13 protein-coding genes are annotated in these 16,810 nt (G+C 74.3%); 3 read left to right on the top strand and 10 right to left on the bottom strand.

Annotation, left to right across the window (positions count from 1 at the left end; genetic code table 11):
- Positions 1-15 precede the first annotated feature (15 nt).
- Positions 16-393 (top strand): PH domain-containing protein, encoded by a 378-nt coding sequence (locus E1258_RS01990; RefSeq protein WP_132396249.1) that lies wholly within the window; start codon positions 16-18, stop codon positions 391-393.
- Between the two features lie 40 nt (positions 394-433).
- Here the strand turns inward: E1258_RS01990 and E1258_RS01985 are convergent, their stop codons facing one another.
- The gene (locus E1258_RS01985; protein ID WP_132396247.1) at positions 434-1,360 is read right to left on the bottom strand and encodes a 2-hydroxyacid dehydrogenase; all 927 of its coding nucleotides are present in this window, start codon (positions 1,358-1,360) and stop codon (positions 434-436) included.
- Between the two features lie 18 nt (positions 1,361-1,378).
- Between E1258_RS01985 and E1258_RS01980 the strand changes: the two genes are divergently transcribed.
- On the top strand, positions 1,379-2,644 hold the full coding sequence (locus E1258_RS01980) for a sorbosone dehydrogenase family protein (RefSeq protein WP_371688549.1): 1,266 nt from the start codon (positions 1,379-1,381) through the stop codon (positions 2,642-2,644).
- A gap of 70 nt (positions 2,645-2,714) precedes the next feature.
- The gene (locus tag E1258_RS01975; RefSeq protein ID WP_132396243.1) at positions 2,715-4,256 is read left to right on the top strand and encodes a metallophosphoesterase; all 1,542 of its coding nucleotides are present in this window, start codon (positions 2,715-2,717) and stop codon (positions 4,254-4,256) included.
- A gap of 131 nt (positions 4,257-4,387) precedes the next feature.
- Here the strand turns inward: E1258_RS01975 and gatB are convergent, their stop codons facing one another.
- The 9 genes from gatB to mnmA all read right to left on the bottom strand — a co-directional run bounded on the left by gatB (position 4,388) and on the right by mnmA (position 16,742).
- Positions 4,388-5,881, bottom strand: coding sequence for an Asp-tRNA(Asn)/Glu-tRNA(Gln) amidotransferase subunit GatB (gene gatB / locus E1258_RS01970; protein ID WP_132396241.1), 1,494 nt, complete (start codon positions 5,879-5,881; stop codon positions 4,388-4,390).
- A gap of 13 nt (positions 5,882-5,894) precedes the next feature.
- Positions 5,895-7,370, bottom strand: coding sequence for an Asp-tRNA(Asn)/Glu-tRNA(Gln) amidotransferase subunit GatA (gatA, locus tag E1258_RS01965; protein ID WP_132396239.1), 1,476 nt, complete (start codon positions 7,368-7,370; stop codon positions 5,895-5,897).
- Positions 7,367-7,672 carry an Asp-tRNA(Asn)/Glu-tRNA(Gln) amidotransferase subunit GatC gene (gene gatC, locus E1258_RS01960; protein WP_007075103.1) on the bottom strand — a complete coding sequence of 102 codons (306 nt, stop codon included), beginning with the start codon at positions 7,670-7,672 and terminating at the stop codon, positions 7,367-7,369. Before gatC ends, gatA begins: the two co-directional genes overlap by 4 nt.
- Before the next feature lie 145 nt (positions 7,673-7,817).
- Entirely contained in the window at positions 7,818-10,211 is a 2,394-nt protein-coding gene (locus tag E1258_RS01955) for a bifunctional diguanylate cyclase/phosphodiesterase (protein ID WP_132396237.1), read from the bottom strand.
- 161 nt (positions 10,212-10,372) lie between these two features.
- Positions 10,373-12,508, bottom strand: a complete 2,136-nt coding sequence (gene ligA, locus E1258_RS01950) for an NAD-dependent DNA ligase LigA (protein ID WP_132396285.1) — start codon at positions 12,506-12,508, stop codon at positions 10,373-10,375.
- A 622-nt stretch (positions 12,509-13,130) separates the two neighbouring features.
- A complete protein-coding gene (locus tag E1258_RS01940; protein ID WP_132396233.1) occupies positions 13,131-14,144 on the bottom strand; it encodes an ADP-ribosylglycohydrolase family protein in 1,014 nt (337 codons plus the stop codon).
- A gap of 51 nt (positions 14,145-14,195) precedes the next feature.
- Complete coding sequence (locus E1258_RS01935) at positions 14,196-14,564, bottom strand: VOC family protein (protein ID WP_132396231.1); 369 nt, start codon at positions 14,562-14,564, stop codon at positions 14,196-14,198.
- Positions 14,565-14,599: 35 nt separating this feature from the next.
- Complete coding sequence (locus E1258_RS01930) at positions 14,600-15,604, bottom strand: methionine synthase (protein ID WP_132396229.1); 1,005 nt, start codon at positions 15,602-15,604, stop codon at positions 14,600-14,602.
- A 64-nt stretch (positions 15,605-15,668) separates the two neighbouring features.
- The gene (gene mnmA, locus E1258_RS01925; protein ID WP_132396227.1) at positions 15,669-16,742 is read right to left on the bottom strand and encodes a tRNA 2-thiouridine(34) synthase MnmA; all 1,074 of its coding nucleotides are present in this window, start codon (positions 16,740-16,742) and stop codon (positions 15,669-15,671) included.
- Positions 16,743-16,810: the final 68 nt, after the last annotated feature.

Here is a 16,810-nt window from a genome sequence, read left to right as displayed (position 1 = left end):
TGGGATCATCGGGAAGTGACTCGCGCCGAGACCGTCCGTTTCCGCCACAACCAGGCGATCCTGGTCGCGGCGGTGATCGCCTTCATCGGGGCCCTGCCGCTGGCCAGCGTCGGGTGGTACTTCCTGCCCGTGCTGCTCGTCCCCTTCGCGGTCGGGGTCTGGGCCTGGCGGGCCGGCACGGAGGCGGACGCCCGGGAGCTGCGCCTGCGCGCGCTGGTCGGGCAGCGCCGCGTGGCCTGGGAACGGGTCGTCGAGCTGCGCGAAGACGCCCGGGGCCGGGCGGTCGTCCGGCTCGACGACGGCGAGTTGCTCGCGCTGCCCGGGGTGCGCGGCACCGAGCTGCCCCGGCTCGTCGCGGTCACCGGCCACACCCTGCCCGGCCGGGCCACCTGACCCGCCGGCACCACCCGACGGGCCGTGCCCGACGGACGGGTCAGTAGCCGTCCGTCACCGTGTTCACCAGCGGCTCCCCCGCCGCGAAGCGCCGGACCTGCTCCCCTACCAGCCGGTACGCCCGGGGCAGCAGCCCGCGCACCGTGCCGGCGACGTGCGGGGTGAGCAGGACGTTGGGCAGCCCCCACAGCGGGTGCTCGGCGGGCAGCGGCTCGGGGTCGGTGACGTCCAGCGCGGCCCGCAGCCGGCCGGTGAGCAGCTCGGCGAGGAGCGCGTCGGTCCGAGCCACCGGGCCGCGCGCGGCGTTGACCAGCAGCGCGCCGTCGGGCATCGCGGCGAGGAACTTCTCGTCGACCAGGCCGCGCGTCGCGTCGGTCAGCGGCACCAGCAGCACCACCACGTCGGCCTCGGGCAGCAGGGTGGGCAGCTCGTCGACCCCGTGCACGCCCTCGGCGGGCCGGGCCGTCCGCGCGACCAGTGTGAAGGTCACCTCGAACGGGGTCAGCCGGGCCCGCACCGCCGCGCCGATCGAGCCCGCGCCGACGATCAGCACCCGCTTGCCGGCCAGTTCGTCGGTCGGGCAGACCCGGTCGTAGGCCCACTCGCGGCGGGACTGGGCGAGCGCGAGGGCACCGAAGCCGCGCACCTGAGACAGGATCGCGGCGACCACCCACTCGGCCGTGCCGATGTCGTGGACGCCGCGCGCGTCGCAGAGCGTCACCCCGGGCGGCACCCGGCCCGCCCAGGCGTCCGCGCCGGCCGAGAGGAGCTGCACCACCCGCAGGTCGGGCAGCTCGCCGAGCACGGCGGCGGCGTTTCCACCGGAGAGGAACGGCGGCACCCAGAACCGGACGCCTGCCGCCTCGGAGAGGAGCCGGGACGGGTCCTCGGCCACCTCGACGGTGACCCCGGGCGGTACGTCGCCGAGGAGAGCACGGCCGGCGGGATGCGGTATCCATACCTTCACGGACGCCGACGATAGCCGGTGCGGCCCCCGACCGCCCCGTGTCGGCGAGGTGGGGCGGGTGTCGCCCGCGAGCCCCACACGGCGCGGCCGGGGCCGGCTAGGCTGGCCCGGATGAACGCCCATGCCCCGTACATCCGCAAGAGCCCGCCGCGGGCGCTCGTCGCAGCCTCCTGCGTGGCGCTGCTGCTGGCCGCCGCAGGGTGCAGCTTCGGCCAGCCGGAACCGGACCCGGCCGGCGAGCCGCCCAACCTGCCCACCCCGTCCGCCTCCACGCCCGACGGGGCCGGCCAGCAGGTCGTCACCACCGTGCTGGCCAAGGGGCTGCGGGTGCCGTGGGGCATGGCGTTCCTGCCCGACGGCGGCGCGCTGGTGACCGAGCGTGACAGTGGCCGGATCCTCCAGGTCGGCCCCGAGTCCGGGCGGGACGGGATGAACGTCACCGCGGTGCGGACCGTGCCCGGCGTGGTGGCCGGCGGCGAGGGTGGGCTCATGGGGATCGCCGTCTCCCCGAACTACGCGACCGACCAGACGATTTTCGTCTACCACACGGCGGAGAAGGACAACCGGGTCGTCCGGCTGGACCTGGACGGCGAGCCCACCCCGATCCTGACCGGCATCCCCAAGGCCGCCATCCACAACGGCGGCGGGCTCGCCTTCGGCCCGGACGGCTTCCTGTACGCGAGCACGGGCGACGCCGGCAACCGGGAGGCCGCGCAGGACCAGAAGAACCTCGGCGGCAAGATCCTGCGGATCACCACCTCTGGCAAGCCGGCTCCCGGCAACCCGATCGCCGGCTCCCCGGTCTGGTCCCTGGGCCACCGCAACGTGCAGGGCCTGGCCTGGGACGCCGGCAAGCGGATGTACGCCGTCGAGTTCGGCCAGAACACCTGGGACGAGATCAACCTGATCACCAAGGGTGGCAACTACGGCTGGCCCCAGGTCGAGGGCAGCGCCGACGACACGCGGTACACCGACCCGCTGGTGCAGTGGCCGACCTCCGACGCCTCCTGCTCGGGCCTCGCCGCGGCGGAGCGGATGCTGGTCACCGCCTGCCTGCGCGGGCAGCGACTGTGGCTGGTCGAGCTGACCGACACCGGCACCGTGCTCGGCCAGCCCCGGGAGCTGCTCACCCGCCAGTACGGCCGGCTGCGCGGCGCGATCGCCGCCCCCGACGGGTCGGTCTGGGTCACCACCTCCAACCACGACGGGCGGGGCCAGCCGGCCCCCGAGGACGACCGGATCCTGCGTCTGGTCCTCACCGACGGCGGCGCGGGCCGGGGCTGAGCGCCGCCGGGACGCGGGCCGGTATCCCGGGTTTGCCAAGAGCCTTCACTGGGCAGGTCAGAATCTCAGCATGGACGGGCAGGAAGAAGACGAGCAGCGCAGGGCCGGCGACGCCGAGCCCCGGCGCGGTGGCCGGGTGACCGGGCGCGGTCGGGTCCGCAGGGTGGGAGTGGTTCTCGCGGTCCTGGTGCTCTCCCTGGCCGGCGCGGTGATCGGCACCCTCGCCGGTGGGCGGGTGCACACCGACCTCGGCCCGTTCCGCGCCGAGCTGAGCATCACCCCCGCACTGGAGGGCGGCACGACGGTCGACATCCCGCCGCTCGGCGCGCTCCAGCTCGACAGCCACGACGGGCCGACCCACCTGACCGTGAGCCTGGGGGCGCTCGACCAGCGCCGCACCGAGGCCCTGATCGACGACCCGGCGAGCATCAGCCGGGCCAGCCAGTCCGCCGTCACCGACGTCCGCAAGGGGGTGCTGCGCCTCGGGCTGCGCACCGTCGGCGCGGCGGTGCTGATCACCCTCGTCCTCGCCGGGCTGGTGTTCCGGGACACCCGGCGCACCGCCTGGGCCGGCGGGCTGTCGCTGTTGGTCACCGCCGGCAGCCTCGGCCTGGCCGCGTCCACCGTCCGCCCGCAGGCGATCGAGGAGCCCCGGTACGAGGGGCTGCTGGTCAACGCCCCGGCCATCGTCGGCGACGCACGGCGGATCGCCAACGACTACACCAAGTACGCCGAGCAGCTCCAGCGTCTCGTCGGCAACGTCAGCCAGCTCTACACCACCGTCTCCACGCTGCCGGTGTACGAGCCGGCACCCGGCACCACCCGGGTGCTGCACGTCTCCGACATGCATCTCAACCCGACCGGCTGGCAGCTCATCCGCACCGTCGTGGAGCAGTTCGGCATCGACGTGGTGATCGACACCGGCGACATCACCGACTGGGGCAGCGAGCCGGAGGCGTCGTTCGTCGGCTCGATCGGGCTGCTCAAAAAGCCGTACGTCTACATCCGGGGCAACCACGACTCGGGCAAGACGGCTGCGGCGGTGGCCCAGCAGCCCAACGCGATCGTGCTGAACAACTCCACCACCACCGTCGCCGGGCTGACCATCGCCGGCATCGGCGACCCCCGGTTCACCCCCGACAAGGAGACCTCGCCGGCTGGCAGCGGCCTCACCAGCGAGGTGGCCAACCAGGTGATCGGCGTCGGCGAGAAGCTCGCCACCACCGTCCGCAACTCGCCGAAGCCGGTGAACATCGCGCTGGTGCACGACCCGGCGTCCGCGGGGCCGCTGTCGGGCACCTGCCCCCTGGTGCTCGCCGGGCACACCCACGCCCGGCAGGTTTCCAAGCTGCCGCAGGTGCCGGGGCAGATGCCGACGCAGCTGATGGTGGAGGGGTCCACCGGCGGCGCGGGGCTGCGCGGCCTGGAGGGCGAGAAGCCCACCCCGCTGTCGATGACGGTGCTCTACTTCGACAAGGACAAGCTGCTCCAGGCGTACGACGACATCACCGTCGGCGGGACCGGCCAGGCGCAGGTCAACCTGGAGCGGCACGTGGTGAAGGACCCCAAGGCCGGCGACCAGGTGCCGGTCACCCCGACCCCGACCCGCTGAGGGCGGGCCGGGGCGAGCCGGAGCACCCGGCGCTGAATCTCGTCGAGGACGCCGCGGTCTGCTGGTTCACGCTGACTCCACCCGGGCGTCGCCGTTGACGCCCTTCGAGGGAGTGCAGCGCTCCTTACACCTCAGGCGAGGCGGGACAGGATCAGCTCGCGGACGGTCTTCGCGTCTGCCTGGCCGCGGGTGGTCTTCATGACGGCGCCGACCAGCGCGCCCGCCGCCGCGACCTTGCCGCTGCGAATCTTCTCGGCGATGTCCGGGTTGGCGGCGATCGCCTCGTCCACGGCGGCGGTGAGCGCCCCGGTGTCGGAGACGACCTCCAGACCCTTGTTGGTCATGATCTCCGTCGGCGAGCCCTCGCCGGCCACCACGCCCTCCAGCACGGTGCGGGCCAGCTTGTCGTTGAGCTTCCCGGCGTCGACGAGGCCCTGCAACTCGGCGACCTGGTGCGGGGTGGCCCCGACGTCGGCCAGCTCCACGCCGGTCTCGTTGGCCCGGCGGGAAAGCTCGCCGAGCCACCACTTGCGGGCGGCGGCGGGAGTGGCCCCGGCGGCCACGGTGGCCTCGATCAGCTCGACCGCGCCGGCGTTGAGGACCGACTGCATGTCGGCGTCGGACAGGCCCCACTGGAGCTGGAGCCGGCGGCGGTGCAGCCGGGGCAGCTCCGGCAGGGCGGCCTTCAGCTCGGCGACCCAGGCGGCGTCCGGGGCGAGCGGCACCAGGTCCGGCTCGGGGAAGTACCGGTAGTCGGTGGCGGTCTCCTTCGACCGGCCCGGGGTGGTGTCGCCGGTGTCCTCGTGGAAGTGCCGGGTCTCCTGGGTGATCCGGCCGCCCGCGTCGAGCACCGACGCCTGGCGCAGCATCTCCGAACGGACCGCCCGCTCCACCGAGCGCAACGAGTTGACGTTCTTCGTCTCGGTGCGGGTGCCCCACTCCTGACCGGGCCTGTTGAGGGAGGTGTTGACGTCGCAGCGCAGCGACCCCTCCTCCATCCGCACGTCGGAGACGCCCAGCGAGCGGATCACGTCGCGCAGCTCGGTGACGTACGCCCGGGCCACCTCGGGGGCCAGCGCCCCGGTGCCGGGGACCGGCTTGGTGACGATCTCCACCAGCGGAATTCCGGCCCGGTTGTAGTCGACCAACGACTCGGTCGCGCCGTGGATGCGGCCCGTGGCCCCGCCGACGTGCAGGGTCTTGCCGGTGTCCTCCTCCAGGTGCACCCGCTCGATGCCGATGCGGACCAGCTCGCCGCCCACCTCGACGTCGAGGTACCCGTCGACGCAGAGCGGCTCGTCGTACTGGCTGATCTGGAAGTTCTTCGGCATGTCCGGGTAGAAGTAGTTCTTCCGGGCGAACCGGCACCACGAGGCGATCGAGCAGTTCAGCGCGAGGCCGATGCGGATCGTCGCCTCGATGGCCGCCTTGTTGGCCACCGGCAGCGAGCCGGGCAGGCCCAGGCAGACCGGGCAGACCCGGGTGTTCGGCTCGCCGCCGAAGTCCGTCGGGCAGCCGCAGAACATCTTGGTGTTCGTGCCCAGCTCGACGTGGGTCTCCAGGCCGATCACCGGCTCATAGCGCGCGACGACGTCGTCGTACGCGGGCAAGGTAGTCGTGGTCATCGGTGCTCCTGCCTCACAGTGCCGGTGGGGTGAACGTGCCGACCGCGGACTCCAACGCGGCGGCGACCCGGTACATCCGGTCGTCGGCCATCGTCGGGGCCATGATCTGGAGGCCGACGGGCAACCCCTCGGAGAGCCCGCACGGTACGGAGATGCCCGGCCCGCCGTACAGGTTGGTGGGGATGGTGTAGAGGTCGGCCAGGTACATCTGGTACGGGTCGGAGGTGCGCGCGCCGATCGGGAACGCCACGAACGGGGTGGTCGGCGAGATCAGCGCGTCGACCCGCTCGAACGCGGCGGTGAAGTCCCGGGTGATCAGGGTGCGGACCTTCTGCGCCTGCCCGTAGTAGGCGTCGTAGTAGCCCGAGGAAAGGGCGTACGTGCCGAGCATGATCCGGCGCTTGACCTCGGGGCCGAAGCCGGCGTCCCGGGTCAGCGACATGACCTCCTCCAGGGACCGGTTGCCGTCGTCGCCCTCGCGCAGCCCGAACCGGACGCCGTCGAAGCGGGCCAGGTTCGAGGAGCACTCGCTCGGGGCGATCAGGTAGTACGCCGGCAGGGCGTAGCTGAAGTGGGGGCAGGACACCTCGACGATCTCCGCGCCGAGCTTGGCCAGCGCGTCGACGGAGTCGCGGAACGCCGCCGCCACGCCCGGCTCCGCGCCCTCGCCGGAGAACTCGGTGACCACGCCCAGCTTCACGCCGGTCAGGTCGCCGGTCGCGCCGCGCCGGGCGGCGGCGACCACGTCGGGCACCGGCTGCGGGATGGAGGTGGAGTCGCGGGGGTCGTGCCCGCCGATGGCCGCGTGCAGCAGCGCCGCGTCGAGGACGGTACGGGCGCACGGGCCGGGGGTGTCCAGGGAGGAGGAGAACGCCACCAGGCCGTACCGGGAGGTGCCGCCGTAGGTGGGCTTCGCGCCGACGGTGCCGGTGACCGCGCCCGGCTGGCGAATCGAGCCTCCGGTGTCCGAGCCGATGGCCAGCGGCGCCTCGTACGCGGCGAGGGCGGCGGCGCTGCCGCCACCGGAGCCGCCGGGAATGCGGTCGGTGTCCCACGGGTTGCGGGTCGGCCCGTACGCCGAGTACTCCGTGGAGGAGCCCATCGCGAACTCGTCCATGTTGGTCTTGCCGAGCAGCACCGTGCCGGCGGCGCGGAGCCGCTCGACGATCGTCGCGTCGTACGGCGGGCGCCAGCCCTCGAGGATCTTCGACCCGACGGTGGTCGGCACGCCCTTCGTGGTGAGCACGTCCTTGACGGCGACCGGCACGCCCGCGAGGGGGCCGAGCTCCTCGCCGGCGGCCCGCCGCTCGTCGACGGCGCGGGCGGCGGCGAGCGCGCCCTCGGCGTCGACGTGCAGGAAGGCGTTCACCCGGTCCTCGACGGCGGCGATCCGGTCCAGGTGGGCCCGGGTCACCTCGACGGCCGAGGTCTCCCCGCCGGCGACGAGGCCGGCGATCTCGACGGCGGTCAGCTTGGTCAGGTCAGTCACGACGCCACATCCTCGTCCAGGATCCGCGGGACGCGGAACCGCTGCTCCTCTGCGTCGGGCGCGCCCGACAGGGCCTCGGCCGGGGTCAGGCCCGGCACCACCACGTCCTCGCGCAGCACGTTGGTCAACGGCACGGAGTGGGAGGTCGGCGGGATGTCCGCCGCGGCGACCTCGCCAACCTGGGCGACCGCCTGGAGGATCGTGTCGAGCTGGCCGGCGAAGGTGTCCAGCTCCTCCTCCGTGACGGCGAGCCGCGACAGTCGCGCCAGGTGCGCGACCTCCTCGCGGGAGATGGCGGCCATCAGTGCCCCCTTCTGGCTGTCCTGCTGCATCCGGCGGTGGCCCGCACGCCGGCAACGACGATGACGCGCGGTGACCGCAGCGAGTCTATTGCCCGGCGCCGGCCGGGCGTCCCCGACTCCCCCTGCGGCCGGCCCGGCGGCGGAGTCAGCGGGCCTGCGGGGGGCGGCTCTCCGCCTCGCGGGCGGCCGGCCGCAGTGGCCGGTAGCGGGCGAGCCAGGCGGTCAGTTCCCCGGCGGGCATGGGCCGGGCGTAGAACCAGCCCTGCGCCACGTCGCAGCCGGCGGCGTGCAGCAGCCGCCACGTCCGCTCGTCCTCCACGCCCTCGGCGACGACCCGCAGGCCGAGCGCCCCGGCCAGATCGATCATCGACCGGACGATCGCGGCGTCGTCGGCGTCGTCGGCCATCCCGAGCACGAACGACCGGTCCACCTTCACCTCGGACAGCGGCAGCCGGCGCAGGTGCTGCAGGGAGGAGTAGCCGGTGCCGAAGTCGTCCAGGGCGATGGCCACGCCGATGGCGTGCAGCCGCGAGATGGTGGCCAGCACCCGGCGCGGATCGGCCATCAGCGCGCCCTCGGTGATCTCCAGTTGCAGCCGCTGCGGCCGGACGCCGTACCGGGCCAGCCGGTCGGCGATCTGGTCGACGATCTCGCCGGTGTGCAGGTCCCGGACGCTGACGTTGAGCGCGGCCCGCAGGGTGATCCCCGCCGCCGACCACTTCGCCAACTGCTCCACCACGTCGTCGACGACCCGGCGGGTGAGCAGCCGCATCACGGCGCTCTGCTCGGCGACCCGGATCAGCTCCTCCGGGTCGACCATGCCCCGGAGCGGGTGCCGCCAGCGCAGCAGCGCCTCCACGCCCACCACCTCGCCGGTGGCGATGGCGATCTGAGGCTGGTAGTACATGGTGATCCGGCCGGCCTCACCCGCGTCGCCGTGCGCCGGCTCGGCCTCCGGCTCCCCGACACCCGTCCCGTCCGGCTCGGCGTCGGCATCGGCGGCCCGCCGGCGGATCGGGTCGGCGGCGGTGACGATCCGGTTGATCAGCTCGTCGGGGTGGCCCGGTTCCGCGCGCTGCCGGTGCCGGCGCGACCGCCACCGCCCCGGCCCGCTGGGCGACGGCCGTCCCGCGCCGGCCGGGCCACCGGCCGCCGGGGCGAGGGCCGCCGGCAGCGCGGCCCCGTCCCCGCCACGCGCCCCGACCGGCCCGTCCCGCTCCGCCGACCCGGCCGGACCCGCCTCCAGTACGCGCCGCAGGTCGGCCAGGAGACCCAGCCGCTCGGCGGAGTTGTGGTCGGATTCGGCGGCGTACACGGCGACGGTGTCGTTGCGGTGCTTGGCGTCGTACATCGCCACGTCGGCGTGGCGCATCAGGGTGGCGAAGTCTCCACCGTGCTCGGGGTACATCGCGATGCCGATGGAACCGCCGACGTCCAGCGGCAGCCCGTCCAGGGACACCGGCTCGGCGAGCGCGGCGGTCACCCGGTCGGCCGTCGCGCGGGCGGCGTCCACGTCGGCGAGCCCGGTGCTGACGATGGCGAACTCGTCCCCGCCGAGGCGGGCGAGCAGGTCCCGCTCCCCCACCGCGCCGGCCAGCCGGGCGCTGACCTCGATCAGCAGCCGGTCGCCGACGGCGTGGCCGAGCGCGTCGTTGACGTTCTTGAACCGGTCCAGGTCGATCAGGAGCAGCGCGAGGTGGGCGTCCGGCTCGTTGCGCGCCGAACGCTCGGCGTGCAAATGGACCTGCTCGGCGACCTCCGCCAGCAGCGCCTTGCGGTTGGGCAGGCCGGTGAGCGGGTCGAGCGCACCGAGCTGTTCCTGTTCGGCGGCGAGCCGGGCCATCCGGTACACCGCGAACAGCGGTACCAGCACCAGCGGGATCAGCGCGGCGCTGGCCCGGGCGGCGGACGCCAGCACCGGGGCGAGCAGCAGCAGCGACCCGGTGGAGAGCAGCTCGTACCCCAGGCCGGACCGCAGACCGGGCCACCAGCGGCCCCCGAAGCGCAGCCGGATGGCGGTGCTGACCAGGCCGTAGTTGACCGCGAACCAGATCGCGGTCGCCCCGCCCACCGCCAGCACGTCGCCCGCGCGCAGCCGACCGTCGGCGAAGAGGCCACCCGGCCCCAGCCCGGTGACCGCCGAGGCGGCGGCGAGGGCGCAGGCGTACTGGGCGGCGTTGAAGCCGGACCGCCAGGCGGCGTGCCCCATCCGCCAGCCGGAGACGACCACCGCCACCGTCTGCACCGCCACGGCCGGGCCCAGCCCCCAGCCGAGCAGGATGGCGAAGGTGAAGCAGGTGGACGGGAAGACCGCCGACGGCTGCCGCCGCCCCGGCGGCACGAACGGCCGCGCGTCGCAGACCACCGCGAGCGCCGCCATCGTCCAGAACGCCGCCGGTAGCTCGGCGAGCCGGCCCGCCAAGGCGGCCAGCGGCCCGGCGGAGAGCAGCACGGCCAGCGCGGCGACGGCGGCGACGAAGCCGAAGAAGGGCGTCGTCTGTCCTGGCGGGACGGAGTTTCGCGGATCGACGGCCTCCATCGCACCTCCCGGACAGCGGCAACGACGGGCCCTGCACCCGTCGTGCCACCATGAAACGCCCTGGGTGCCGCTTTTCCGAGATGACAGCCACGAATCGGTCGTAGTCGTAATCAACCTGGTATACACGACCAGGAACGGTCAAGATTCACGCACCCGCCCGGTCACCCGCCGACGCGGGCCACCTCCCGGGCCGCGTCCGGGCCCTGGTCGAGCAGGACCCGGAAGCCCTCCTCGTCCAGCACCGGCACCTTCAGGGTGGCCGCCTTGTCGGCCTTGGAGCCCGGGTTGTCGCCCACCACCACGAAGCCCGTCTTCTTGGAGACCGAACCGGTGACCTTTCCGCCCCGGGTCTGGATCGCCTCGGCGGCCTGGTCGCGGGAGAACCCGCTCAGGGTGCCGGTCACCACGACCGTGAGCCCCTCCAGCGGGCGCGGCCCCTCGTCACCAGCCTCCTCGGCCATCCGTACGCCCGCCTCGGCCCACTTGCGGACCACCTCGCGGTGCCAGTCCACGGTGAACCAGTCGACGATGCTGGCCGCGATCGTCGGGCCGACGCCGTCGACTGAGGAGAGCTCCTCCTCGCTGGCCTCCTGGATCGCCGCCATCGACCGGAAGTGGCGGGCGAGGGCCTGGGCGGCGGTCGGGCCGACATGCCGGATGGAGAGCCCGACCAGCACCCGCCACAGGTCGCGCTCCCGGGCCACGGCGAGGTTGTCGAGGAGCTTGGCGGCGTTGCTGCCGAGGCTGCCGTCCTTGTTGACGAAGAACGGTGATTGGGCCAGCCGCTCGGCGTCGAGGCCGAACAGGTCGCCCTCGTCGGTGATGACCTGCGCGTCGAGCAACGCCGACGCGCCCTTGTAGCCGAGCACCTCGATGTCGAACGCGCCCCGGCCGGCCAGGTGGAAGACCCGCTCGCGGAGCTGGGCCGGGCAGCTGCGGCTGTTCGGGCAGCGGATGTCGACGTCCGCCTCCTTCTCCGGCCGCAGCGGGGTGCCGCAGGCCGGGCAGGTCGTCGGCATGACGAACGGGCGGGCGTCGGCGGGGCGCAGGTCGACCACCGGGCCGAGCACTTCGGGGATCACGTCGCCGGCCTTGCGGATCACCACCGTGTCGCCGATCAGCACCCCCTTGCGCTCCACCTCGTGCGCGTTGTGCAGGGTGGCCAGGGCCACCGTGGACCCGGCGACCAGGACCGGCTCCAGGATGGCGAACGGGGTGACCCGGCCGGTGCGCCCGACGTTCACGTCGATGTCGAGCAGCTTGGTGTTGACCTCCTCCGGCGGGTACTTGAAGGCGATCGCCCAGCGCGGGGCCCGGCTGGTCGAGCCGAGCCGGCCCTGGATGGAAACCGGGTCCACCTTGACCACCACGCCATCGATCTCGTGCTCGACGTCGTGCCGGTGCTCGGCGTAGTACGCGATGAACTCCGCGACGCCGGCCAGATCGGGCACGACCCGCCAACGGTCGCTGGTCGGCAGCCCCCATGCCCGCAGCGCCGCGTACGACTCGGACTGGGCGGTCGGGGTGTAGCCGCGCCGGGCGCCGATGCCGTGCACCACCAGTCGCAGCGGCCGGGAGGCGGTGATCCGGGGGTCCTTCTGCCGCAGGCTGCCCGCGGCGGCGTTGCGCGGATTGGCGAAGGGTGCCTTGCCCTGCTCGACCAGGCCCGCGTTGAGGTCGGCGAACCCGGCGATCGGGAAGTAGATCTCGCCGCGCACCTCGACGAACTCGGGCACGTCGGGGAACTCGTCGGACGGGGTCAGCCGGGCCGGCACGTCCCGGATGCTGCGGACGTTGGCCGTGACGTCCTCGCCGGTGCGCCCGTCGCCACGGGTGGCGGCCCGCACCAGCCGGCCCTTTTCGTAGGTGAGGTTGATCGCCAGCCCGTCGACCTTGAGTTCGCACAGGTAGGGCACCGGGCCGCCCGCGTCCCGCTCCACCCGCTCGGCCCAGGCCGCCAGCTCCTCGTCGGCGAACGCGTTGTCGAGGGAGAGCATCCGCTCGGCGTGGGTGACCGGGGTGAAGTCAGTGGAGAAGGTGCCGCCGACCCGCTGGGTCGGCGAGTCCGGGGTGCGCAGGGCGGGGAACTCGGCCTCCAGCGCCTCTAGCTCGCGCAACTGCCGGTCGAACTCGGCGTCCGAGACGGTGGGGGCGTCCAGCACGTAGTAGCGGTACTGGTGTTCGGTCAGCTCCTGGCTGAGGGTGGCGTGCCGCTCCCGCGCCTCGAGGGTCGGCTCGGGGCCCGCCACCGTCTCCTGCGCCGGGCTCACCTGCTGTGGAACGGCTTCCTCGGACATGCTGCCGGCTTCGGACACCGCGTCGACCTCCCCTGTTCACGCTACCCCCGCACCGTATCGGGACGGTGGGACAATCCGCGGCCTGCCTGGCCTTTCCCCATCTGCCCCGTCTCCTCCGGCCTTCCACCACCTCCCCGGCTGCTCCCCGAGACTGCCACCGCGGTCGGCCCTATGGAGCTGCCCCGTCCGTGCGCCCGGAGCCGGCACGGTGTACCGAGCCGGATGAGCCGGGGAAACCGGATGAGCCGGGGAAACCGGATGAGCCGGGGAAACCGGATGAGCCGGGGAAACCGGGGAAACCGGATGAGCCGGTCCGCGTCGCGGTCCCGAACCGGCCCGCACCGCAGGCACCACCGCACAGCAGCACACCCGCCACCGCACCGCGAACACCACCTCGCCGCAGGCACCCCGCGCCGCATGCGCCGCACCCGGCCATCCCGCCGGCGGTAGTACGGACGGGGCAGTTCCAGAGGCCCGTACCAGTCACCTGCCCCCCGTGCCCCGCAGCGCACGGAAACAGGCGACAGCGGCCGGGGCGCGGTCAGTCGTGCAAGCGGTCAGCCGTGAGGGCAGTCATTCGTGAGGGCAGTCAGCCGTGAGGGCAGTCAGCCGTGAGGGGCGATCAGTCGTGAGGGGCGGCGAGGGCGACGAGCTGGTCGGCGTACTCGATGCGGGTGGCCCAGTCGGCCGGCCAGGCCGGCAGGCCGTGCGCCGCGCCGACGAACGCGCCGGCCAGGGCCGCGATGGAGTCGGAGTCGCCGGCGGTGGTCGCGCCGCGCGCCAGCGCGGCGACCGGGTCGTCGGCGTGCCACAGCGCACAGAGCAGCGCGGTCGCCAGGGCCTCCTCGGCCACCCACCCCTCGCCGGTACGCCGGCACGGGTCCCCGCCGTCGTCCGCGCGGATCAGGGTCGTGGTCAGTCGGCCCAGGGCGCCCAGGCACTCGTCCCAGCCACGGGCGATGAACTCCTCCGGCGAGTCGACGCCGGGGCGCTGCCACAGGTCGCCCAGCCAGTCCGACCGGTAGACCCGGCGCTGCTCGCGGGCCCGGCCGGTGAGCAGCGCCGGCAGCTCGGCCAGCGCCGCGCCGTCGCGCAGCAGCCGGACGGCGTACGCGGTGAGCTCGCTCGCGGCCAGCCCGGTGGGATGGCCGTGGGTCAGGCCGGCCTGGAGCTGGGCAAGACCGGCCAGGGTGTCCAGGTCGACGGCGAGCAGCCCGACCGGGGTGACCCGCATGTTGGCCCCGCAGCCCTTCGAGCCGGCGACGGTGGCCTCCTGCCAGGGCACGCCCCGGGACAGCTCGGCGCAGGCCCGCAGACAGGTCATCCCGGGGGCGCGGTTGTTTTCCGGGCTGACCGACCAGGCCAGGAAGCGCTCGCGCAGCAACGGCTCGACCGCGTCCGGGGTGAACGCCGGAGCGTCGTGCAGCGCCCAGCCCACCGCGAGCGCCAGCTGAGTGTCGTCGGTGACCAGCGCCGGGTCGCCGACCAGCTCCCGGGGGCCGGACGAGCCGTACCGGCGGTGGATTTCGGCGACGGTCAGAAACTCGGTCGGGCCGCCCAGCGCGTCACCGTAGGCCAGGCCGAGGAGCGAGCCGGAGGCCCGCCGGAGCGAGGAGTCGATCACCCTCGTGATCATGCCGCGCCCCGGCGGTCCCCGCCAGGCCACGGCCCCGCGACGTCCGGCGGATCAGTCCCAGCAGAGGCAGAACGGGTGGCCGGCCGGGTCGGCGTAGACCCGGAACCCCTCCGCCTCGCCGTCGAGCCGGCGCGCGCCCAGTGCCAGCACCGCGCGCTCGGCCGCCTCGATGTCGGCGACGGTGATGTCGAGGTGAAGCTGCTGCGGTCGCTCCGGGTCGGGCCAGGTCGGCGGGCGCAGGTCGGGTGCCCGCTGGAAGGCGAGCCGGGGGTGGTCGCCCGGGGCACCGCCGAGCACCACCCAGTCGTTGCCGTCGGAGTCGTCCTCCACCACCGACAGGCCCGTCAGCTCGGCGTAGAACGCCGCGAGCGCGCGGGGATCCGGGCAGTCGACGACCGTGGTACGCAATTGTCCGATCATGCCGCCATCCTGCCCGCCACGTACGACGGGAAACCTCAACCCTCGGCGAGCCTTCGGCCGGCGTCCCGGCACGCCACGAGCACCGCCCGGACGTGCTCCGGCGGTGCCCCGGCCAGGCCGCAGGTGGGGGTGACCACCACCTGCTCGGGAAGCCGGCGACGGGGGAAGCCGAGGCGGTCCCAGAGCTGGCGTACCCGGTCGGCGACCTCGGCGGAGGTCGGCGCGCGACCGCCCGGCGTCGGGGTGGCCGGTGCGGCGCCGGCCAGCAGGCCCAGCCCCGCGTCGATCACCTCGCCGAGCGGGTCGAGGTCCTTGACCAGGCCGAGGTCCAGCGCGACCCCGACCGCGCCGGCCGAGCGGATCAGCTCCAGCGGGACGTCCGGCGCGCAGCAGTGCACCACGACCGGCACCCCGACCGCCTCGACCACCGTGCGCAGCAGGGCCGCCGCGTCGGGCTGCGCCACCGGCCGGTACGTACCGAAGCCGCTCTCGGTGGGCACCCGCCCGGCCAGCACCGCCGGCAGGGACGGCTCGTCGAGCTGAAGCAGCAGCGAGGCCCGGGGCAGCCGGCGGGCGACCGCCGCGACGTGGACGCGCAGCCCTTCGGCGAGGGAGCCGGCGAGGTCGCGCACCGCGCCCGGGTCGCGCAGCATCCGGCCGCCGATCGGCAGGTCGAGCCCGGCTGCCAGGGTGTACGGGCCGGCGGCCTGCACCTTGACCGGGCCGGCGTACTCCTCGGCCTGCTCGGCGAGCTGGTCGAGATCGCGTTCCATCAGGTCCCGGGCCCGGCGCAGGTCCCGCCCCGGGCGGGGGGCGACCCGCCAGCGGGCCGCGTACAGCTCGACGGGCAGTTCGACCAGCAGCCCGCCGGTGCGGCCGATCAGGTCCGCGCCGGGGCCGCGTGCCGGAAGCTCGGGCAGGTGGGGCAGGGCGGGCAGTTCCCCGAGGACGACCCGCTGCGCCTCGGCGACGTCGATGCCGGGCAGCGAGCCGATGCCGGTCGCCGCGCCGCTGGACCAGGGCCACGCACTAGCTGTCACGGGCGAAGGGTAGCCGGTCGCCGGCCGGCGTCACGCGGCTGTGGTCGCGGAGCCGGGCCCCGTGTCACGTGGCGACCGTGGCCGAGCCGAGCACCACGTCGCCGGCCGGGTCCGGCCGGTAGGCGACGACGGCCTGGCCGGCGGCGACGCCGCGCACCGGGCGGCGCAGCTCGGCGCGCAGCGTGTCGCCGGTCAGTTCGACGGTGGCCGGGACCACGTCGCCGTGGGCGCGTAGCTGCACCTCGCACTCCATCGGCCCGGCCGGGCGCTCGCCACCGGTCCACACGGGACGCTCGGCGCGCACCGCGCGGACCTCCAGCGCCTCGGCCGGCCCCACCGTGACGGTGTTGGTCTTCGGGGTGATGGACAGCACGTAACGCGGGCGGCCGTCGGGGGCGGGCCGGTTTAGGTGCAGGCCACGACGCTGCCCCACCGTGTACGCGTACGCACCGGTGTGGCTGCCGACCACCGCGCCGGTGAGGGCGTCGACCACCTCGCCCGGTGCCTCGCCCAGCCGACCGGCGAGGAAGCCCCGGGTGTCGCCGTCGGCGATGAAGCAGATGTCGTGCGAGTCGGGCTTGTCGGCCACGGCGAGCCCGCGCCGGGCCGCCTCCTCGCGGACCTGGGCCTTGGTCGAGTCGCCGAGCGGGAAGACCGACCGGTCGAGCTGGGCGCGGGTCAGCACCGCGAGCACGTACGACTGGTCCTTGGCCAGGTCGACGCTACGGCGCAGCAGCCCGTCGGGGCCGAGCCGGGCGTGGTGGCCGGTGACCACCGCGTCGAAGCCCAGCGCCACGGCCCGGTCCAGCACCGCCGCGAACTTGATTTTCTCGTTGCAGCGCAGGCAGGGGTTCGGGGTACGGCCGGCCGCGTACTCGGCGACGAAGTCGTCCACGACGTCGGCGTGGAACCGGTCGGCCATGTCCCACACGTAGAACGGGATGCCGAGCACGTCGGCGGCGCGCCGGGCGTCCCGGGCGTCCTCCAGCGTGCAGCACCCGCGTGCCCCGGTGCGATACGTCTGCGGGTTGCGGGCCAACGCCAGGTGCACGCCGGTGACGTCGTGCCCGGTCTCCACCGCCCGCGCCGCCGCCACAGCGGAGTCCACTCCGCCGGACATGGCCGCCAACACCCTCACCCTGTCACGCTCCCTTCCCCCTCCGAGCGTACCGGCCCCGCCCGACGGGCGGCCTGGGGCAGCGGGGG

This window comes from Micromonospora sp. KC207 (genome assembly GCF_004348615.1).
In the GTDB taxonomy this organism is placed as follows: domain Bacteria; phylum Actinomycetota; class Actinomycetes; order Mycobacteriales; family Micromonosporaceae; genus Micromonospora.
Note: the sequence above shows the minus strand (reverse complement) of the source record. Positions and strands in the feature narration are given on the sequence as shown.